General features: G+C 27.0%; 19 protein-coding genes and 3 tRNA genes. All 22 read right to left on the reverse strand.

Features of this window, described 5'->3' with window-relative positions; all coding sequences use genetic code 11:
* Positions 1-434 precede the first annotated feature (434 nt).
* Positions 435-1,109, reverse strand: a complete 675-nt coding sequence (locus AC2TEO_RS02355; RefSeq protein ID WP_442266560.1) for a hypothetical protein — start codon at positions 1,107-1,109, stop codon at positions 435-437.
* 79 nt (positions 1,110-1,188) lie between these two features.
* Positions 1,189-1,926: a hypothetical protein gene (locus AC2TEO_RS02360; protein WP_442266561.1), complete on the reverse strand. Its 738-nt coding sequence runs from the start codon at positions 1,924-1,926 to the stop codon at positions 1,189-1,191.
* Positions 1,923-2,687, reverse strand: a complete 765-nt coding sequence (locus AC2TEO_RS02365) for a hypothetical protein (protein WP_442266562.1) — start codon at positions 2,685-2,687, stop codon at positions 1,923-1,925. Before AC2TEO_RS02365 ends, AC2TEO_RS02360 begins: the two co-directional genes overlap by 4 nt.
* Positions 2,688-2,708: 21 nt before the next feature.
* Positions 2,709-4,469 carry a hypothetical protein gene (locus tag AC2TEO_RS02370; RefSeq protein WP_442266563.1) on the reverse strand — a complete coding sequence of 587 codons (1,761 nt, stop codon included), beginning with the start codon at positions 4,467-4,469 and terminating at the stop codon, positions 2,709-2,711.
* A 9-nt stretch (positions 4,470-4,478) separates the two neighbouring features.
* A complete protein-coding gene (locus tag AC2TEO_RS02375) occupies positions 4,479-5,645 on the reverse strand; it encodes an ABC transporter ATP-binding protein (protein WP_442266564.1) in 1,167 nt (388 codons plus the stop codon).
* Positions 5,646-5,764: 119 nt separating this feature from the next.
* Positions 5,765-7,702 carry a hypothetical protein gene (locus tag AC2TEO_RS02380; protein ID WP_442266565.1) on the reverse strand — a complete coding sequence of 646 codons (1,938 nt, stop codon included), beginning with the start codon at positions 7,700-7,702 and terminating at the stop codon, positions 5,765-5,767.
* Positions 7,702-7,926 (reverse strand): hypothetical protein, encoded by a 225-nt coding sequence (locus AC2TEO_RS02385; protein ID WP_299674494.1) that lies wholly within the window; start codon positions 7,924-7,926, stop codon positions 7,702-7,704. Before AC2TEO_RS02385 ends, AC2TEO_RS02380 begins: the two co-directional genes overlap by 1 nt.
* 18 nt (positions 7,927-7,944) lie before the next feature.
* A tRNA-Gly gene (locus tag AC2TEO_RS02390) sits at positions 7,945-8,015 on the reverse strand.
* Positions 8,016-8,031: 16 nt separating this feature from the next.
* A tRNA-Asp gene (locus tag AC2TEO_RS02395) sits at positions 8,032-8,105 on the reverse strand.
* Positions 8,106-8,108: 3 nt separating this feature from the next.
* Positions 8,109-9,470, reverse strand: coding sequence for an SDR family oxidoreductase (locus AC2TEO_RS02400; protein ID WP_442266566.1), 1,362 nt, complete (start codon positions 9,468-9,470; stop codon positions 8,109-8,111).
* Between the two features lie 13 nt (positions 9,471-9,483).
* Positions 9,484-9,558 (reverse strand) — tRNA-OTHER (locus AC2TEO_RS02405).
* Positions 9,559-9,567: 9 nt separating this feature from the next.
* Positions 9,568-10,341, reverse strand: a complete 774-nt coding sequence (locus AC2TEO_RS02410) for a M90 family metallopeptidase (protein WP_442266567.1) — start codon at positions 10,339-10,341, stop codon at positions 9,568-9,570.
* Between the two features lie 29 nt (positions 10,342-10,370).
* Positions 10,371-11,057 (reverse strand): tRNase toxin domain-containing protein, encoded by a 687-nt coding sequence (locus AC2TEO_RS02415; RefSeq protein ID WP_442266568.1) that lies wholly within the window; start codon positions 11,055-11,057, stop codon positions 10,371-10,373.
* Positions 11,058-11,289: 232 nt separating this feature from the next.
* Positions 11,290-12,291, reverse strand: coding sequence for an RNA ligase, Rnl2 family (locus tag AC2TEO_RS02420; protein ID WP_442266569.1), 1,002 nt, complete (start codon positions 12,289-12,291; stop codon positions 11,290-11,292).
* A 768-nt stretch (positions 12,292-13,059) separates the two neighbouring features.
* Complete coding sequence (locus AC2TEO_RS02425) at positions 13,060-13,761, reverse strand: DUF434 domain-containing protein (protein WP_442266570.1); 702 nt, start codon at positions 13,759-13,761, stop codon at positions 13,060-13,062.
* A gap of 189 nt (positions 13,762-13,950) precedes the next feature.
* Positions 13,951-15,018, reverse strand: a complete 1,068-nt coding sequence (locus AC2TEO_RS02430) for a nucleotidyltransferase domain-containing protein (protein WP_442266571.1) — start codon at positions 15,016-15,018, stop codon at positions 13,951-13,953.
* Positions 15,019-15,321: 303 nt separating this feature from the next.
* Positions 15,322-16,071, reverse strand: coding sequence for a nucleotidyltransferase domain-containing protein (locus AC2TEO_RS02435; protein WP_442266572.1), 750 nt, complete (start codon positions 16,069-16,071; stop codon positions 15,322-15,324).
* A gap of 26 nt (positions 16,072-16,097) precedes the next feature.
* Positions 16,098-16,733, reverse strand: coding sequence for a hypothetical protein (locus AC2TEO_RS02440; RefSeq protein WP_442266573.1), 636 nt, complete (start codon positions 16,731-16,733; stop codon positions 16,098-16,100).
* A 14-nt stretch (positions 16,734-16,747) separates the two neighbouring features.
* Entirely contained in the window at positions 16,748-17,545 is a 798-nt protein-coding gene (locus AC2TEO_RS02445) for a hypothetical protein (RefSeq protein WP_442266574.1), read from the reverse strand.
* Positions 17,517-18,209, reverse strand: coding sequence for a hypothetical protein (locus AC2TEO_RS02450; protein WP_442266575.1), 693 nt, complete (start codon positions 18,207-18,209; stop codon positions 17,517-17,519). The genes AC2TEO_RS02445 and AC2TEO_RS02450 overlap by 29 nt, the downstream gene beginning before the upstream one ends.
* 165 nt (positions 18,210-18,374) lie before the next feature.
* Positions 18,375-19,256: a phosphatase domain-containing protein gene (locus tag AC2TEO_RS02455; RefSeq protein WP_442266576.1), complete on the reverse strand. Its 882-nt coding sequence runs from the start codon at positions 19,254-19,256 to the stop codon at positions 18,375-18,377.
* A 170-nt stretch (positions 19,257-19,426) separates the two neighbouring features.
* Positions 19,427-20,455: an RNA ligase gene (locus tag AC2TEO_RS02460; protein ID WP_442266577.1), complete on the reverse strand. Its 1,029-nt coding sequence runs from the start codon at positions 20,453-20,455 to the stop codon at positions 19,427-19,429.
* Positions 20,456-20,579 lie beyond the last annotated feature (124 nt).

A 20,579-nucleotide genomic window follows, 5' to 3' on the forward strand; every position in this document is an offset into this window, starting at 1 on the left:
CGATGCAAAGATGTGAGGCTTTTTTTTATTACGCAAGAAAAAAACAAATTTATTTTACTAAAAATCAAACACTTAACCCGGATAAAAACAATAAAAATCCTGTCCGAATTTCTTCAGATAATTAATCTATTGTAATTGAGTTATGTAGTACTATTGACTCTTTTTCCAAAGGGCTACATTTTTTTCATAAAAAAAGCGTCCAAATTTTACAACTTGGACGCTTTTGAGTGATTTTATACTACAATAACCTATTTGTAACTCCATAAAAATCGCTTTTGAGCGTCCGATATGTGATTAAATTGCATTAGCATAGGTTATATTTTTGTTTTTGCGTTAATAAATATGTCAGCAAATATGACAATTTTATTTGATTTATAGGCTTAGATTGATTTTAAATTAAATTTGGACAAATAGAAATAAATAAAATATGGGCTTTAACAAGCTTCATTCATTAAGTATTTAATTCCTTTACTTTTTAAATTTCTAACTTTTCTCTTACCTTCTTGCCTACTTTCTCTATAACTAGGCCAATCATCATGAGTTAACCATGGGAATAATTTTCTTTCTGTTTCGTAATATCCTTTACTTTTTAATTTTTGATTTAAAAAAGCGATTTGTTTACCTAATTGAGGATCTACATTTCGAGTATGAGTTACATAAGCTCTTGTGAATTTTATTTTATAAGCTCCTTTAGGTATCTTAATATAAAAACGAGTTCTTAAGTTTTTTCTTTCAGTATAATATTGAAAAGGAATACATAGTTTTTTAGCTTCAATACTCAACCTATTGTATTGTTTTTTATTGATCGTAGGAATTTCTTTATTGATTAAATATTTAGAAATCTGGTTTCTCCATTTTTGTTCTGCTTCTTCCTTAGTTTTAGCCCAAACTTTTTTCTCAACTAATCTGTATACTTCTTCTATATATTCTTTATTAGCATACTTATCTACATTATTAGTAATAATTAGCTCTTTAAACCAACCATGTCGGTAAGGTTGATCTAACTTTATTAGTTTTAACTCTGATTTTTTTTCATATAGAACATTAAGTTGTCTGTATATTTTACGAACTTCTTTCTCTCTTAATGTTTTATGATTTTTAGGTTTCATAATTATTTATTTTTCAATACAATTTCTTTTCAATCGAAGAACAAATATGCTACTTTCTTTTTAAATTAAATCTTAAAAACTATTTAGTAGTAATATATTGTTTAATTACATAGCGCATTGGATTAGATTCTGAAATTTTTAGCACTATCGAATCTCCTACTTTTCGTTCACCTACAAACTTATTAATAGTTGTTATATCATTATAAGACTTGTTATTGCAACTATATTTATAATATAGTCGTTGATAATATCTCCCAGGTCCGGCATGGGCCCAATTTATTTTGTAAATATGTGCTTTTACAATTTGAGTTTTTTGCCCAATAAACTTATACTCTCCAGTATAAATAAGGTTTATTATGTAAATAAATAAAGGTGATAAAGTAATTACTATTAAGGCATTTTTCCACTTTTTCTTTCGTTCATTTTTTTGTTCAAGATTATACTTTAATTTCCATTTTTGATAATTTTCTTTATTTAAAGTTTCTTTTTTTGCTTTATTATTTTCAAAAAACTCATCTGTATCATTTAAATTTTTCTCCAGAAAATTATCTATATAACCATAAAAAGATTCTATACTTGAGATTTCGAATTCTGAAAAAGTAACTTTATTATTATCTAAATACTCTACAAGAAATTTATCATTTTTCTTTTTTAAAACAATAGATTTACGTTGATCTACATAACTTAAAATATATACAAAAACATGAAATACTCTTGCGTGTTTTACTTTTTCAATACTAGAAATAATATCTTCTTTACATGAAATATCAATAGTTTCATCTTTAAAATCGTATAATAAACGAACTAATACTCTCACGAAAATAGTTTACTTAAAAGTTTTAAAAATTTAGATCTATCGTTTTTTGGGTCTTCATCCTTTATTTGGACTTTTTTCATAGTAACAGTTTCATATACAGCTTCAATATATTCAAATTCGTTCATATCTGGTTGTACTAAATCTGCTCCTCCTTTATGTGGAAATTGCACATAATATTTTGGTGGTTTTGGAAGTTGTTCTTCACATTCTTTTGAACATAAGTTAGCTAACATTGGAATGATATCTGTTCCTACTCTGGTAGTTATCCACATTTGATTTGTTACTTCATAGCTCATTTGTTTACTACAAATACTACATTTTAAAGTATCACCATGATATCGAATAGGATTATGATTTAATCGAGGAAATCCCATACGGTTTTTGTAATTTCCATAAAGCACTCTTGTACTAATACGACTGTCTTTTAGGTTCTTACATTTAAATATTTCAAATGGAAACCAATGTAAATCATAAGATGTATAAGGATCAAAGAATTCAAGTGATTCCATCTCACCTATTTCTGGTGGAATACGCTTTAAATTACTACCATATAAATCAATTTTCTTTACGTTTTTAAGCTTAGCTATAGATTCTGGTAAAGTATAAATTTGAGAAAATAACTCGTTACCAAGAACATCTCTTGGTGAAAACTCTTCTGCGTTGCTTTCTGCAAGTTGATCTACATACTCGCATAACTTTTTCCAAGCAATTGATGTTCTATCTTGAACATTATTAGGTATTTTAGAAATTCTTTTATTCATTAGAATTCAACTTTATTAAACTTATTCAGTCCAAGCTCTCCAATTTCTTATTGATTTACTATAAAAGAAAATTCCAAATATCCATACAGAAATGGTAAACCAAAATCCATATTGATCATACCATATTAAAAATGGATCATTATTTCTATATGGATAACCTAGCAGTTCTTTGTAATATAAAACTGCGAGTAATATGATTAACGGAATAGCAAATTGAGCTAAAGAAAATAAAATAGACACTAATCCTTTACGCCATTTATTTAATAAAGCTAAAACTGAAAAAATTACGATTAGAATATTTAAAATTAGAGCAATTAAAATTCCTATTTTACTATTAAACCCTAAATATCTATCTGCTATAAAAATCAATAATATTCCAAAAATCAATACTACACCAGCTGCTACAACACTTAATAACATATTTCTTATATCTGTAGTTTTAAATAAGAAAATTAATAATGAGAATACAATTGATAAAACAATAAATACATATAAACTAACAGAATCGAAAGTTGGATGAAATGTATAATAAACATTTTTAAAGAAAGTATTTAAACCACTAAAATCACAATAAGGTACATAACCAAAATATTCATAATATTCTTTTTCTATTAAAATACTTTTCCCATCAGAAGTTTTAGGAAACTGACTGTAATAAATTTGATCTTTTTTATGTGAAGTATTTGGAATTAAAACAGTATCTATTCTCTTTTTAGTTCTGTAGTAATTTAGTTTAAGCTTATCTAGATCATAATTTAAAGCTTTTCGATCTTTTATGTTAATAATATACTGATAATCATTTTTAAAATTTAAAAGATACAACCAATCTTCCTTCTTAATGTTATGCTTTACATTGTACTGTTTTGCTAAATTATAAAACTCGTCTAATTTGTTACGAAGAACATTTTCGTCTTTCTTATCTAATAGTTTTTGATAATAAATTAATCTATCCTTTCGATCAGTAGAATCTTGCCCATAACTAATAAACTCTCTAGAAAAGTTATATAAATTTGGAGTAATTAATTCCTTGTAAGAAGAAATATCATAAACAATTCTATATTTAAAAGGTTGACTATTTTCAACATATGAATCCTCATCATAAATTCCTTCATCAGCAAAAACATTATTTTTAACATCTTCAGCTATCAATTCATGATTGATTTTGAAAAATTGATAATACTCGTCGTTATGTTTTATAAAAGCTCGTGTTGTATCTATTGTAATTCCTAAATAATCTTCTCTTTTGGTGGATACAACTTCTAAAGGAAAAGGATCTGGATAATCTTTTTCTTCAATTTCATAATTCGTTCTATTTTTTAAAAAAAAGATCGCAGCATTATTAAACTTTTTAATATCTGTATCTATTTCATTCCAATTGTATAAAGTTTTTATTTTACTAGTAACTCCTTTTTTATATGAATAATAATGAGTGATATTGGTGAAAAATATTAAAAACAGAATACAAAACTGTATGAATAAAGTTCCTTTTTTTAATGGGTAAAAATTCTTGAAAGCGTTATTTTTCAAGTAGAAAATAATCCAGATTAATAATGATATGATAGAAGTTAAAACTCCTATTAAAAATGCTGGAGAGCCATAATAAAATTCCTCTAAATTATAATGACTAGAAACATCACTTTGAGTATTTACAGATAAAAAACCAGCTATAAAAAATGTAAGATGTACAATGATAGCAAAAGCTAACATCCAAACTAGTTTTGTATTCCAAATTAATGGATAATGTTCTACTAAGTATTTATTTATTTTTTTAATCGTTTTCATAAGCAAGTATTAGTACACAAAAAATCTTCTGGTTGATTTAGAAATATCTCTGATGTATTGAATTGTAAAATTGTTTGACGCTATAATTGATAAAACAGTATTGAAAGTAATCGTGTTATCTTTAAAATATATGATATACACTCCTCCATTATACTCGATTTGTTCTAATTCATATTGTTCAAACACTTTTTCTATATCTTCTCTTGAATTAGCAGTATCAAACTCTATAATTAAAGAGTTTTCTTCTTCAGTTTTTAAACCTAAAAGATCTGTAGGTTTACCATTTCTTAAATAAATTACTTCATCTGAAACCTTTTCAACTTCATATAATTGTTGAGATGAAAAAATCATAGCAATAGGATTTACATGAGATTTGGCCAGCATTTTTAAATCCTCTAAAATTACTTGTTGCGCAAGAATATCTAAATTAGCCAAAGGCTCGTCTAACAGAACAATTTCAGGTTTTCTAAGCATTGTTCTCGCTAACTCAAAACGCATTTTATATCCAGAAGACAATTCGCTCCATTTTAAATCTTTGTATTTCCATAATCCAAATCTTGCAATCATCATATGTACTAACAAATGATTTTTCTCACCTGTAACTCCATGATGAACCAATGCAAACTTTAAGTTATCAACTACGCTTCCATACCATTTTGAAGTTCTTTGAGGAATATAAACCAACTTTGATTTTAAATCATAAATATCATCTGTTTTATTAAGAAATGAATATGACAGATTACCTGAGGTTTTTTCTATTAAAGAAGCCAAAATTGTAAGCAAAGTTGTTTTACCGTTACCATTCTCACCTACTAATCCGAAAATATCTCCTTTATTTAACTCTATATTGATTGGACCCAGTTTAAATTTCCCTCTTCTATATACTTTTTCTATAGAATTCCCCTTAAGTATTGGTTGGCCAATTGCATTTTGATCTTCAATTTTAAAACCATTTATAATTTCCTTACACTTTATAAAATCATTTAAAACATTGGATTTATCTTCTTCTTTTTCATAAGTTTCAACAAATGTTAATGCAGCTTTAAACGCTTCAATTTTATCTGTATTTAAAGTTGCATCAAGTAACATTCGATAACCTAAGGAATAATCTCCTTGATTGTAATATTCTGTGGCTTGTTGAATAAGTATTTCTTGTTTTGTCAACTTATCTTCCATAACAATTTATTTTTTTAATAAGTTATCTCTCTGTAAAACTAGGTTTTATTTCTCTTTTCTGAAAACTTGAACCTTTATTCGTTAGAGTTTTTCATATAAATGCTTACTGCATTTGCTTTTTATGATTCTGCGATTAATAATTTAAAATACTCTTCCTTGGTTAAAGGTCTAATTTCACCTTCAGGTATTATTTTTCTTTTCATTTCACAAAGTAATATATCACCTTGTCTTTTTAAATGTTTGATATGAGGAATTATATTTTCATGAATTCTAAAAGTAGATGCAATTGCTTCTAATGGATTGTCTTTGTATTTGTTTTCTATCCATAACCAATGTTCGTTATTTGTTGATGTACACCAACATTTTACGGCATAACCTTTTTGCAAATTTCGATTCCAAACTCTTAAATCACTAATTTGATTAAAATTAACTTCATAGGTTTCAAAGATATTATGCTTTTCTACAATTGTTTTATTTCCTTCTAAATCATATTCATAATGCTTTACTAAAATTCCTTCAGATTTAATTCTACTTGCGTTTAAAGCTTTCATTACTTCTGCAACACCAACATAATTAAATGAGAATCTTCTAATATTTAAGTTCTCAATTTTAAATAATTTCTGAAAACTTAAAGCTTCAACTTCTTGCCATACTCGTTCTATCTTTTTTAAAACAGTAATTAAGTGTGGATTCATTTCACATGTCCATTCTCTTAAAACTTCACGTGTATAAAAGTTTTGATAGGAACTGTGTTTCATTTTCAATATTTGCACATACATGTTGAAGGAAATTGGTAACTTTTGATTTCTCCAACGGGAACCTAAATAAAAATAATTTTTAGACAATAGCTGATTTTCTCTTATCTGATGATAAAACTCTTTGACTATTCCTGGATTATCAGTTTCAAAATATTCTGATTTATTAATGTTAGTAATTGTAGTATTAATTTTTACAAAGTTTTCTTTGGCTTCTTTACTACCTTCTAAGACAGAAATTGTTTTTAAATTCTTAAACTTTTTGGTTGTATTATCTACTAATCGTAAAGTTCCAAAAACTTTAGTAAGCTCTGGTGTTTCTAGATAATCATTAGTAAAATAATTTCCTTTTACTATTGTTAAGTTATTTAAATAATGTATGCTCTTAGCTGATTCTGGAGTTATAATACTACCATTAATTACTCTTAGATTTGGTAAATAATGCTCAAAGTCATAACTGTATTCTATATTTATTATTTCTAATAAATGAGCTTTAAAACGACCATTTAAAAGTGATTGTTTTTGAATTATTCTTAATTGTGGAGCAATAAGTTCTGTCCCTTCTTTAGTTAAAGTAATACTACCTACTTTATATAAAGATGGAAATGTATTATTCATTCCTTTTTGAATGATTAATTTTTTACCTATTTCATCAACACAAATTCTTTGATTTGAAGAGTTGATCTCACATCTTCCTAAAATTAATTTCAATTTAGGTGTATGTACTTCTCTTTTATCATTTTTCTTGATGAGTAAATCTCCCCAAATCTTTTTAAGATTAGAAAAACTACAAGAACTATTTATGATTTCTATAGAGCCAAAATGTTCTTCCATAGGAAAAACCAATGGATAACTTGCGTCATAAATTCTAAGATTACAGTATTGATTGTCTTTAACTTTCTGTAATTGTGAGTTGTTACTAATCTCTATCCATTCATTTTCTTTTTCTACTCCATTTATAACTTTTAGTTTAGGAAGTAATACTTCTTCGTACTTTTTTAATTTTCCTAGAATCTTTTCTAATTTAGGTAACCTTGTATTTACTTCATGAATATTTAAATTTCCTTTAATTAAATGTAATTCTGGAAATACATTTTCTTTACCATCAACAGACAATACCCCATCTACTATTTTTAAGTTTGGAAATAAACAATGTGTAGCTCTTACGATTAAATTACCTTTAAGATGATCTAGTTGTATTGTACAAGCATGTAAATATATTTCTAAATGAAATTCTTCATATAATTGTAGAAATTCTAAATCTTCTTCTTTAACGATTTTTATAATTGGTAAATCCATCATTAATCATAAGCATTTTCTACAATACGTGTAATAGGATTATATTCTTGTTGAACATACTTTATTACATATTCACTTTCTATTTTTATACATCCATGCTCACCATGAGTTACAAATCCATCTCCTTCGATTTGGATAACTTCTGTGCTATTTAAAGTTTTTACAACCTTAATTTTACTAGCTTCTAAAACATGTGTATTTGTTGTTTTTTCTAAGAAATGTTTCATAGTCTTAAGTTTTTAAAAGAAAGAGGGTTGGAATCGAACCAACATCATCGGATTGGCATTCCGCTGCTTTCCAATTAGCTTACCTCTTTCTTATATTTTAAAAAGTGAAGATAGACTGGATTCGAACCAGCAACCTTATGCGTGACAGGCATATATTCTTCCATTGAACTACTATCTTCATATTACCAATTTTCTATTTTGTAATTTTTCAGCAATGTTCCAGCTAATATAGGTTTTTCTTGGATTCCTTCTAAAATTGGATGTAAAATTCTAGCTGCTCCATCTACAGAATCTAAAGGAGGAATATAGCCTCTTTTAAACTGTTTTTCTCGTAAAACTTCTTTTGCTCCTGTAGAAATCCAACCTACATCAACGGCATACATCAAAATATTATGATCTTTTTCAAACTGTTTACCAGAAGTTCGTGTCATCATATTTAATGCTGCTTTTGTCATATTTGTATGTGGATGAAAAATCGTTTTATTATTGTAACTAAATTGTCCTTCAGAAGAAGTTACATTAATAATGAATCGTTTATCAAACTTAGATTGAGAGAATAAAGGAGTTAATTCTTTAATCAAAAAATAAGGTGATATCTGATTAATCAAATTAACTTCTAACAACTCATACATAGAAACTTCTTCTAATGTTGAATTCCAACTTGTTTTCTCTCTAGTATCGATAGGCTGTCCAAATCTATTCATTTCAAAATCCTGATATTCTTCAGAATTCACTAATAAGTTAGTTTCTTGCAAAACTGAAGTTGTATTTGCAATACACAAATTTTCATCAGAATTTAAAAGTAACTTCTGCTCTTGTTGAACTAATGGTGTGTAATAAATATCGTTGTATTTAATAGTTTGTGCTGCGTTATTTATTAAAATATCTAAAGTATTGTAATTAGACTTGTAGAATTCAATAAACTCTTTTACAGCTGTTAGGTTTCTTAAATCTAAACCGTAAACTATTAAGTTATGTTTCCAATCGTTATAATCTTCTTCTTTTTTAAATTGATTTAAAGCTAAAGCTGGAAATCTACTTGTAACTACAACATTTGCATTTGCTCTTAATATTTTTAAAGCTGTTGCATAACCAATTTTTACTCTTCCTCCAGTAATAATTACGTTTCTTCCTTCTAAATCAATATTTTTAAATCTGTTTTCATAATTTTCTTCAGCACAATTCGGACACATTCTATTATAAAAAAAATGAACCTTATTGTACTGTACATTGCAGACATAACAATTCTTAGGTTTATTTATCGATTTAAATTCTTTAGTAGTATTCAATTCACCTTCAGCATATAACGTTTCATTACGAATTGCATTTTTGAAAATGGTAGATTCTTTTAAAACATTTAAATCTTGTTTTAATCTTTCTTGAGTTGACTCATGACTCTTTTGCTTTTTCGCTTTTTTATGAATCTTAGTAATTAAACCAGAAAACAATTGATTATCTGGATTATGAAAAGGATTGTCTTTTAAAGTTTGTAATACTTTAATACAATTGTCCCATTCTTCTTGAGTAAATTGATATGTTTCCATATGATTTTCTTTGTGGAATAGACGAGACTCGAACTCGCATCTGGGTCTGGCCGGACACCTAGTTTTTCTCCATTTAAACTACTATCCCATTAATTTTTTAATCTACTGTAAAGCAATCATCTAACATTTGATATAACTTCGGATGTTTTCTTTTTAATAACATTGGTCTTTCGAAAAAATATTCGCAAGCAACTGCAAAAAATTCTTCTTTTGATGTTCCTCCGTAATTCCTAATATCAGAATCATCGTTATTAATATCTTCCATTTTATCATGAACTAAATCTAGCCAAACTAACAAATTCTTATTGTCTAATAATGCTTTAGGAATACCATCAATATTTCCGTCTAGTTTATCTAGTAAATGAACAAATTCATGGATTCCGGTATTTCCTTTATCAGTTTTGTTCGTAAAACCATGGTGTAAAGCTCTTCTCGATAGAATCATTTTATTTTCAAAGCGTCCGTTTCCAACTAATCCACCAATAATTTTGTTTTTTGACTTTGCTGCGAATTCTAAATCTTCATTAAAGTAATCTGGATAAATAATCACAGTTTTTAAATTCGGATACATAAAATTATTAAAACCAAAAACTGGGATAATAGCACTTGCTGCAACTAATAAAATATCTAAATCTTCAAATACAAAATCAACCGCAATAATTTCTACACTATTTAAAAAAGTCTGAATTCGTTTCTTAAAATGTAAACGATCTTCTGTACTTAATTGCTGATAAAACAGTACATTTTCTTCTAATATTGTATACCAATGTTCTTGAATTTCGACAGTATTAATTTTAGGTTCAACTTTTTCTTTAGTGATTACTTTATATACTAAAAAAAGGACAATAAGAGTACTAATGATATATAACAAAATACTTTTTCTTTTAGGCTAAAATACTATTATTTTTCATTTTCTAAATTCAAGAAAGGCTCTACAAAACCAATAAATTCTAAATTACTTTTTTTCCATCTGGCTCCGTGACCAGAAGTAATACGAACTTCGTAAATCAACTCGTGTTTAAAATGATAAAATACATTCCACCATGTTTTGTGATGTAGTAAATATTGTATCAGTTCTTTTACCTTTTCCTCTTTCTGTTTCGGATTTCCTTCCACACTACCCCAAAAGTTATTTATTGTTCGCTCTGAATGTTTTTCAAAAGCTCTAACTGCTTTAGTAACGTGTAAATTATATTGCTCAAAACTTGCTTTAAAAACATCATCATTTAAAGGCGGAAGTGCGTTTATCGTGTTATTTGTTGCTGATGTTAAACGTTGCCCTAAAACCAAAAGAAAATCAGTGATATCTGTATGTTGAAATCTTTGAATTAATTCATCAACTTCATTTATCTCAAACAAAAATAGAAACTGTTCATAGGCAGCTTTTCTATCTCTTTCAATTTCTTCTTCGAAATATGGTAAAGCAAGTGTATTTAAAAAATTAGCATCTGAATGATAACTGTGTAAATTAGATATGAAAGACGTTAAATGTTCTTTTTTACAATAGGTTAAATAATGTTCTTCCTCTTTTTCAATGAGCTTTTTCTGTAAGGCAAACAGTATAATATATAATTCTTCTTTTTTCATGTTTTATTAAATAACACTACAAACTTAATTTATTACTGCGTATTCTTTTTGCGTAGCAATTTAAAAAATTAGAAATGGAAAGATTTTTACTTACATCTTTGGGTATTTTCCAATGTTTTGTCTTTTAAACTACATTTCTAATTTTAATAGTTTCTGAATTTAATTCGAAATTATTTTTAAATAATTAAATCTACTTAATGAGAACCTGAAACAAGTTCAGGTTGACGTTACTTTACTTAAAAAGAAGTACTTCTTTAACTAAACTAACAGCTTCTTTGTTAAGTTCTTTAGTAAATAGTTTTTGACGTTCTTTTTCAATAGTGTTCCACTCTTCTTCGTAATCTTTCTTAAAATCTACAAAAGCATCTTGAGATAGTAAACCAATGGTTTTACCAGTTTGTTTTGGTTCGAAATCACCAAGTTTACTTTGTACGTTCATTAGTCTGTTTTCGTTAATGTAACTCATTAGTTTTTCTAGTGTTTCCTTTTCTTTATCTGAAAATGATATCACAGTAGTTTTTCTAACTCGTGTTGTTGCATGTGAACGTTCAGACCATTTTTCGTTTTTGTTTTTAAAGATTACTCGTGTTCCATTTTTAAAAATTTTACTTTCTACTGGTTTAATTACAACACCTTCACAAGTGTTATCTTTAATCTCTGGAAGGCCAAGCCAACCTGGAATCTTTGAATCAAACTCGTTTGAATATGCTAGACAATCTTTAAAAGAACCTTCAAAAAGTGATTTTGCATAAAATAGTCCAACAGTTTCAAAAAGTTCATTCGCCTCATCTACATTTAGATACACTTCTTGATCGATACGAATATCAAAAGCATAGAAATCGTTATCAGGTGTATAAAATACTCCTTTTTGAATTCTTGACATTCCTTTTGATTTTGGTACTTCCGGATGTTCGTAACTACCTCCAAAGATTTCACCATAGACCGTAACTTCAGTTATAGTTGGATATTTTTCTTTAACAAGTACAAATAGTTTTTTAATTGTTGTTCTATACTTTTCTAGTACATATTTATAGTTGTTAAATTTTTCATCTTCAGCAATTAACCCACTACGTTTTGCGACTTGAATTACTTCTCCATCTGTAATGAAAGAAAAGTTAGATCCGTGCACTTTTTCTTGAACTACATATTTTTCTTTATCATATCCATGAAGATAAACTTGCTCAATTTGTTTTTCACGGTATGTGTTTTCAATACTGTTATATTTCTTAAACATGATCTTATTTTTTTAATAATTACTAATTCTCTTTTTGCGCGCTTGTGTAGAAGATGAGATTCGAACTCATTGCCATTAAACATTCCTTTATAATTCTACGTTTTTTATTAATTCTTTAAAATACTTTTTCTTTAATACTGACAATAAAAAAAGCACCTCGTTTCGGAGGTGCATTTTAAAATTTATATATTAAACTTTTTACTGTCTATACCTCCTAATTTTCATTTGAAATAACTCCATAACAATACTAGCACTATTTATTTGTGCACTTTTATTAGTATTCCAATCTTGTATATTATTCATTTTTAGCATTTCCTATGAATTAATTTTTTCGTGGTGCAAATATGTGTCAAATATTTTAAACACACAAACTTTAAAGAACTAAAAACCAGCAACTTATCTTAAAACAATTCAATAGAGTTCCTGTCCGTAGTTTTACGAATACACAACAAATCTGTTACTATTTTGATTATTAGTTATTTGTTGATTCAACATCGACTATGTGTTTACCTTTTATCTTTCTAAGATTTTTAATCATTTTTTACAAAAAAAGCGTCCAACTTAAAAATTGGACGCTTTTACTATGAATTATTATTTGTTTTTAATCTCTATTTTCTTCTGAAATAATTACATAACGTCCTTCCTGCGTTCATCCAATTTAGATAAACACTAGCATCTTTTCTCGATATTTGAATTTTGTTATGTAATGATTCTTGTTTCATTTCTGATGCAAATATGCAATATTTTTTAGAGTTTGAGAATTCTAATCTAACAAGAAACTAATGTTTTATAATTTTTGGGAAGTAATTCAGCTATTAAATTAAACCAAATAGATGTGCGATCTAATATCCAAGCATCTGAAGTTATAGCTACAAATTCACTATTTGCAATTACTTTATCTGGATTGTTTTCTAAGATTACCTCCCAATTGTAATGATATTTTTCTGCAATAGTTAATAATTTAGTTTTCATTCTACCACTATTAGAAACTGGTTGATCGAAAACCCAGACAACTTTTTTTACCTTATATTTTTGAAAGAAATCACCAATTAAACGTATTGCTTCTTCTGTTTGATTTACACTTTTATAAGTTCCATGTAAAGAAGACAAATCACGATAAGCTCCATCTTTTCCTTCAAAAACATACGCATTAGAAAGAATACTTTCTAATAATATAATTTGATTAAAACCATCAATTGTGATTTCTTTACCGATCAAATTCTCTTTCGAAATTTGCTTTTCCTTTCTGTTTTTTACAGCTGATGCTGCTGCAGACATTCCTTTTATAGCTTGTTGTTGACGTTTATTCAACTTGTAACGATTACCAACTAATTCGCAAGAAGAAGCTTCTCCATAACCACGTTCTAATAGAAACGACATATCGAAAACTGCTCCTTTTATCTTTCGTTGCATAAATTCTTGTCCAAATAATCGATCATCTGAACCTTCTTTTCCTCTATTCTTTGGCATTATTAGTTTTACGAGTTAAGAATAATTATAGTAATTCTTTATTTTAGTTTATTGAATAATTTTTAGTTGTAAATACTATTTTTACGTCATTCCGAATTTATTTCGGAATCTCATAAATTTTGCAAGCAACAATTTTTAATGAGAACCTGAAACAAGTTCAGGTTGACGTAAGTTTATGATCACAGACCACTAATATTCGTTCTGATTATAAAATTCAGTTCTTATACTGTTCAATAACTGATTAGCTAAAGTTTTATCTGGTCTTTCTGGTAAATCTGATGTTTCATAAAGCTGTTCTAATTCTTTTTTAATAGTTTCTGCTTCACTAACTAAATCATCGTATTCAAATTCAGCATTTTTAATTCTAAATAGATATTTTCTTTCAGATTCACTAACTCTAACATTTACTACTTTGTTTTTTGCAATCTCTTTAGCCATATGCAATAGACGAAATGTGTGCATCATGTTCTTCGCATCATAATTTTTATCATGAGAAATATTACTTTTATAACGTTCATCGTTTCTTTTATCAACCCAATCCCAATATTCTTTGTACTTTTTACAATACGATGAATAACCTTCTAAATTACTGTATAGAACAGCAATTGGATTTTCTTCTTTCGGAATTGAGCTTGTACACACCTCGTTTGCATTTTCTCTCGCAATTCCTTGATAGCCTAATGCATCACTATAAAACAAATTGAAACAATTTTTCATATTTGGAATTTTAGCCAATCCGCAATTATTGATATCTAAATCATGTTCTGTTAAATATTCTTTTAATGGTAATGATTTTTTTCCTTGAAGAACTGTACAAAAATCAATAATTTCTTTTCGTTCTTTTTCAACCGGATTAACAATTTTCTTATTTAAACCTCTCGCCTTTTTAATCTGAGTAAAAGCATAATTAGCAAATGTATTCTTGCATAATTTTGATAAAAATAACTCCGAAGTAATTTTATCGTAAATAGGGTGTTTAATTTGAATACACTCAGCTGGCATATTTAATAATTCTAGAATATTCGGATTATTCTTTAAGCATAATTCTATAAACTTTCTTAATTCATAATACACAATATCATTCGTTTCATTATTGATTTGTCCAACATAATCTAACGAATAGAATTTATCTTTTGGTAAAATAAAAACACCACGAATATCAGTATCTGAAGTAGGCGTTTGTAATCCATAAGCTCTACTTCCACTAATACTTTCGAAAATAATCGAGTTTGATTTTTTTAATTCTTCTAGTGTCATTTCTTTATATTTTTAAATAAATGTCAGGTTGAGCGCAGTCGAAAACTTTTTGATAATGAATAATTCTTCTTTCTTTTCCTTGATGAAAAGAAGCAAAAATCAAGATTTATGATAAAAAATTAAGAAAATGCTACAGCATCTACAGCCACAGATGAAAAAAACTCGTTATCACTCAAACAGTTTTTCATCTTTTTCCTCACTGCTGCCTTGATTTTCAAACTTTTTATCAATAGATCATTTTTACAATTGCTCTACAAGGTTTTTATTAAAAGTATTAGGCACATAAATAATTTTTAGTGTTAGTTACAAATCTAAATATTTCAAAAAGAAAGTATTAAACGCTTCTTGATTTGCTTTTCCGCTTGGCAAACTATTTTTTAACTCGTTATTTTCATTAATAATGTCTCTAACTAAACGAATTAGTTCATCTGAAACAGGATCGCTACTCTTTTCTATTCGTTCACTTTTTAGCTGAATTACTTCATCAATTTTAGCATGAAAAGATGTATCAATTAATTCATACAATTCTCTAAAATATACTGGTGGAATTGTATGCTTTTTGGTAATCCAATTGGCACATAAAGCAGTTCTGATAGTATAAAAGAAACTCTTTAATGTCATTTTATCAGTTCCTAAAGTTTCCTCAAAACCTTTATTCATTGCATTAAAATGATGAAAACCAGCAATTGGATTAAAATTTTCGCTTGCCAATTTTTTTAATTCTTCTAAAAAAGCGGTGTTGGCTCTATAAATTACAGATGAAAATAACCAACCTGTAAACGAAGCATTTGATTTTGCTAATAAACGAAGTGCTTTTCTGATATCCCAGCCAGATCCATCTAAATCATCTTCTGTCATAAATTCGATCGTATCTTTTGTTTCCCAAAGATTTAAATACCAGTCTTTAGAATGTTTGTATACAAATCGAATATCGTAATCGGAATCTGGAGAAGCAAAACCCCAAGCTCTGCTTCCCGACTCTACTGCAAATAGAATTTCAATATTCTTTTCTTTTTCTAATGCAGCTAAATGTTCTAAAATTCTTTTTTCCATAATTTAAGTTTATAATAGAATATTATTTAAAATAAATCATTTTCTATTTTTTGACATATTTCACTATAAAAAATAGGAATATAAAATTTAGTTCTAGAATAAAAATGTACTAACTCATAATAAGAAACTTCATCTTTTTCTACATTCATAAATTCAGCAATAGACTCTGTTTGTTCATTAATTATATCAAAATTATGTTTTAATTGATTATTAATAATTCTAATTGAATTTACTTCATCATACCCTTCCAGTTCTCTTAAATTAATATTTTTTGTTTCGAAAAAGCCTATAATATTATTCCATTTATACATATTGAAATTATAATCATCTCTATAAAAAGTCTTTATTAGATTTTTTAAACATAATTCAAATTGTTTATATGCAAACATAATTTGTGATTCTGAAATTATTAAAGCCTTATTCATTTGATTGTATAATGAATGATATGTGTAAGGAATCAAATTCTCTTCAGGCCAATAATAATTACCATTTTTGTCTAAATTCCTTTTTGTTTCATCTATTTGAAAGATTATATCCATTAAAAAATTACTTACATAAGAATCATAACTATATACATCAAGGCTTTGTTTTAAAAATTCTAAAGCATCTTTAGTAGGTTCCAAATTCAAAAAAATATGTCTAGAATAACCTTCTTTTTTCATATAAAATTTATCTATTAATTATTTAAACTCACTTCTTTTACCATATCAATTACTTCTTCATTACACTTTAGAATATTATGATCTGAAGTAAAATTTCCATAATTAGAAATTTCTTTAATCCAAATATCTTTAAGAATATTTAGTTCTTGTTTATCGGATACTGAAATTACTTTTCTATTTATAAAATTAGAAAATTGAGGATAGTAACTCAATATCTCTTCTTTTGAATATACTTCTTTATTTTTTGAAAGCAATAAAATATTCTGAGCTATGTAAAAAGCTAAAATTTTCCAAACATCTTCATTCGCTGTATTCTTCTGATTAAAAGAATTAAAACTTGTAAAATCAAGTATTTTTAAAACATCTATTTTATTTGAAAAAGAATGAATTCCTTTAAGAATAGGTTTAATGTTAACTCTTAAATCTGTTCTAGTTAACATTGTTAATACTGTTCTTACGGCTTTGTAAATCGCTAATGTTTTATTTCTTTTTAATAATCGTTTAATTGGTAAATCAAAAAACTGTTTATGATTTTTATAAGTATGATAGAATGCATTATTCAAAGAATCAATCCATGATTTAGTATATATGGTATCGACCAAAACTCCATCTTCAATTACTACAAAAATAGCATTCCAGTTCAATTCAAAATCTAACATTAATTGTTTTAACTTGATTTTGCGTTCTTCTTGAGTTAATGGCATTTCTTCCTTTGTGATTTCAATAATTACATCTAAATCAGTAGAACTTGTTGATCCATATTGATAATATCGAAATGGAAAATCATGTATCTTTTTTAAAGTTGGTTTCATAATTTCTCTTTTTCAAAACACTTATAAACTCATTTAAATACTCTTGTAATGCATTTGCATTACTTTCTTTTCTTAGTAAATACTTTTCAAGATTTGGATAATATTCAATGATACCTTCTTTAGTATACAATTCAACAGCTTCTAATAAGGCTAACGTAATTCCTAATTGAAAAGCTATGGTTTTATACACTTCTATTTGAGAACCATTTTTTCCAAAACCTTTAATCTTATCAAGTTGTATACTCTCTAAAAAAACAACTTTATCTTTAATACTTCCTCTTAGAGCTTCTTTTGCTTTTGTTCTAAATTCAGTTCTTGTAAAATATGATATTAGAGAACGTAAACACCTCTCTATTCTAGCTTCAACATTTCTGTTTACTTTCCTTATTATTCTTTTTTCAAATTGCTGTTTATAAACGTTATAAGTTTCATACAAGGCATTATTTAATTCATCTTCTTCTCCTTTAAAACAAGCTATGACTATACCTTTTTCAATAATTGCTAGATTAGCATTTATGACTTTATTTGTATCGATATTTGACTTTTCGATGTATGTTTTTATCGTTTCATGATTTTCTTGTATCGAATTTAACTCATCAACAAAAAAACATACATCTAAGTCAACAGAACTTTTAGAACCGAAAATTTGATACGGAATTTCCATAGTTTACTTATGATTATCTATATACGTCAACCTGAACGTGCTGAATTTATTTCAGTATTTCAGATTATCATTGTTAATTAGATTAAACTGTTATGAGATTCCGAAATAAATTCGGAATGACGTCAAAACTAAAATTAGTATAGATAACCAACATTAATTTACATTCTAAAAATCACCATAAAACACTTGTAAACAAGGTAGTTGTAATTTCTTCCTCCACAAATCAACAACTTGATTTCTATCATCTAGAATAAATTCTACATAAAACTTATTTTCAATTTCATTTCTATATAATTCTTCTTTTATAATAGAATCTTTTCTTTTGTCTTTAGGATTACGCATCCAAAGTGCATCGTAATTTACTTCATGCTTTTGAAGCCAAGATTCTGTTTCTGATTTGTATTGACCATCTCTACCAGAAAGTAATAAGATTTTGTATCCTAGCTTCTGATAATTCTTTACCAGATTAACGATTGGTACATTAGGCAAATCTTGCTCACATTTACTACCATCAAACGGACTTCTATTTGTAATTAAAGATAAGGTTCCGTCTAAATCACAAATAATAGCTTTTGGTAAATTTTCATCTTGCTTTACATATTCGTTTTTTAGCTTTTCTTTTGTTTTCAGTTGTTTATCCATTCTTAGAATAACTTCCCTTCCAACAGATTTTTCTCTAGCAGCATCTCTACGAATTGCTTCTTCTACATCTATTTCCATTAACTTCACTTCAACTTTTACAGCGTGACCTGTTTCATTGGTGTATTCACTGGCTATTTCTGCAATTCTTTCCTGATTTTTGTCGTAAAGATTTGTATCATCGACAATAACATGTTTTCCTGCTATAAGCGCTTCTTTGATTAAAAAATCTCTTGTTTTCACAATAAACTTTTCATTTCCTTTACTGAAGTGATTTGCATCTAACATTTCACGTAAACTATCTCTATTGATACGCTTATACATTCCAGGATTTTCTGAAACTAACTTTTTAGCGTATGTTGATTTTCCTGATGCTGGTATTCCTTTTAATATGATTATTCTTTTCATTTTCTTAGTTTTTAATTGTAATTCTTAATCTATTTTGAAATTAATAACGTCAACCTGAACTTGTTCCAAGTTCTCATCAAAAACTTAAAATGTGATTATCTTGAGATTCCGAAATAAATTCGGAATGACGTAAAATAGTTGTCATTAATAATGTTATAATATTTTAATATCTAATTGTGCTCGTTAGAATATGCCTTTTCAAATACTGGACGAATCATTTTCCAAATAATTTGATCGTAGTTTTTTTTATTTTTCATTGAAAATAATACAGCTGGATATGTACAGCTTTGAAAATACGCTGCTGTTTCTCTGTCTGTACCAAACTCTTTATATTCTAACTTTGCGATTTCTTCTATATTTTTAAATTTTAATTTTAAATCTGACTCTGTTTTTTTTACCCATTTAAAAAATTCATCTGGTACATCTTCAATCCATTTTGTTAAACTTCCCTCTTCTTTTAAAGTTTCCCAAATGGTTAAAGAAGAAATTTGAGTCACAATTTTGTGTAATTCTATATACTGTTCAAATTTTATTTTTACTCTAAAACCATTTTCATATTTAATTACAAATCCTTCTTTATTATTCCAGTTTAAACTTTTAAGCTCTTCGATACTATTATAATGATATTGTTTTGGTAACGGAAAACCAATATCTACTAGTTCTTCTTCTATACCTGTTTTAGTATCTATAATAGCTAAAAGTACTAACTTTTCATCTTGACCATAATCTACAATAACTCTGTTTTCAGGATAAATGATTTCAAATACATAAGTCTTATTCAAATCTAAATTCTGAATACAATGTTTATACTTGCTATTTAGTAATTGGTTTGCTCTAATTGATTGTTTACTATTAAATGAACCTCTAGTTGCAATATACGGCTGGTTGTTTAGCCAATATAAAATTCCAAGTGATCCATCCATTTTATCAAATATCTTAAAATGAAGATTCGGTAAATTTTCATATCCGATCTCTTCTACATTGAAAAACTTAGCGATAGGATTAGCAATGATATTATAATTTGCATCTAAAATCAATCCTCTACATTGTAAAGTTTCTTTTGTCCAATAACTTTCATATTGTGCAGATTGCGTATAATTATAAATCCATAAATCAGCTTCCGGATGTTTATTCTTATGAATATATCCGTTATGAATAGCTTCCTCTAATTTTTCGATATTTAAAATATTTGTTTCCATTTCATTTTAATTACGGTACAAACATCCGTTTATATTACGCAATATTTTTGCGTAATAAAAAATAATTATAAAAAATTGAAATTTATATTGAATTCGAAAAGTCTATAAACAAAAAAAGTGCTTA

This window comes from Tenacibaculum aquaeponti (assembly GCF_057221555.1).

Coding starts and splice junctions, on each gene's coding strand:
- AC2TEO_RS02460 (WP_442266577.1), bottom strand. CDS start 20,455: ATGGAAACAAATATTTTAAATATCGAAAAATTAGAGGAAGCTATTCAT.
- AC2TEO_RS02365 (WP_442266562.1), bottom strand. CDS start 2,687: ATGAATAAAAGAATTTCTAAAATACCTAATAATGTTCAAGATAGAACA.
- AC2TEO_RS02425 (WP_442266570.1), bottom strand. CDS start 13,761: ATGCCAAAGAATAGAGGAAAAGAAGGTTCAGATGATCGATTATTTGGA.
- AC2TEO_RS02440 (WP_442266573.1), bottom strand. CDS start 16,733: ATGAAAAAAGAAGGTTATTCTAGACATATTTTTTTGAATTTGGAACCT.
- AC2TEO_RS02445 (WP_442266574.1), bottom strand. CDS start 17,545: ATGAAACCAACTTTAAAAAAGATACATGATTTTCCATTTCGATATTAT.
- AC2TEO_RS02380 (WP_442266565.1), bottom strand. CDS start 7,702: ATGATGGATTTACCAATTATAAAAATCGTTAAAGAAGAAGATTTAGAA.
- AC2TEO_RS02355 (WP_442266560.1), bottom strand. CDS start 1,109: ATGAAACCTAAAAATCATAAAACATTAAGAGAGAAAGAAGTTCGTAAA.
- AC2TEO_RS02375 (WP_442266564.1), bottom strand. CDS start 5,645: ATGGAAGATAAGTTGACAAAACAAGAAATACTTATTCAACAAGCCACA.
- AC2TEO_RS02430 (WP_442266571.1), bottom strand. CDS start 15,018: ATGACACTAGAAGAATTAAAAAAATCAAACTCGATTATTTTCGAAAGT.
- AC2TEO_RS02400 (WP_442266566.1), bottom strand. CDS start 9,470: ATGGAAACATATCAATTTACTCAAGAAGAATGGGACAATTGTATTAAA.
- AC2TEO_RS02420 (WP_442266569.1), bottom strand. CDS start 12,291: ATGTTTAAGAAATATAACAGTATTGAAAACACATACCGTGAAAAACAA.
- AC2TEO_RS02385 (WP_299674494.1), bottom strand. CDS start 7,926: ATGAAACATTTCTTAGAAAAAACAACAAATACACATGTTTTAGAAGCT.
- AC2TEO_RS02415 (WP_442266568.1), bottom strand. CDS start 11,057: ATGAAAAAAGAAGAATTATATATTATACTGTTTGCCTTACAGAAAAAG.
- AC2TEO_RS02455 (WP_442266576.1), bottom strand. CDS start 19,256: ATGAAAAGAATAATCATATTAAAAGGAATACCAGCATCAGGAAAATCA.
- AC2TEO_RS02435 (WP_442266572.1), bottom strand. CDS start 16,071: ATGGAAAAAAGAATTTTAGAACATTTAGCTGCATTAGAAAAAGAAAAG.
- AC2TEO_RS02370 (WP_442266563.1), bottom strand. CDS start 4,469: ATGAAAACGATTAAAAAAATAAATAAATACTTAGTAGAACATTATCCA.
- AC2TEO_RS02450 (WP_442266575.1), bottom strand. CDS start 18,209: ATGGAAATTCCGTATCAAATTTTCGGTTCTAAAAGTTCTGTTGACTTA.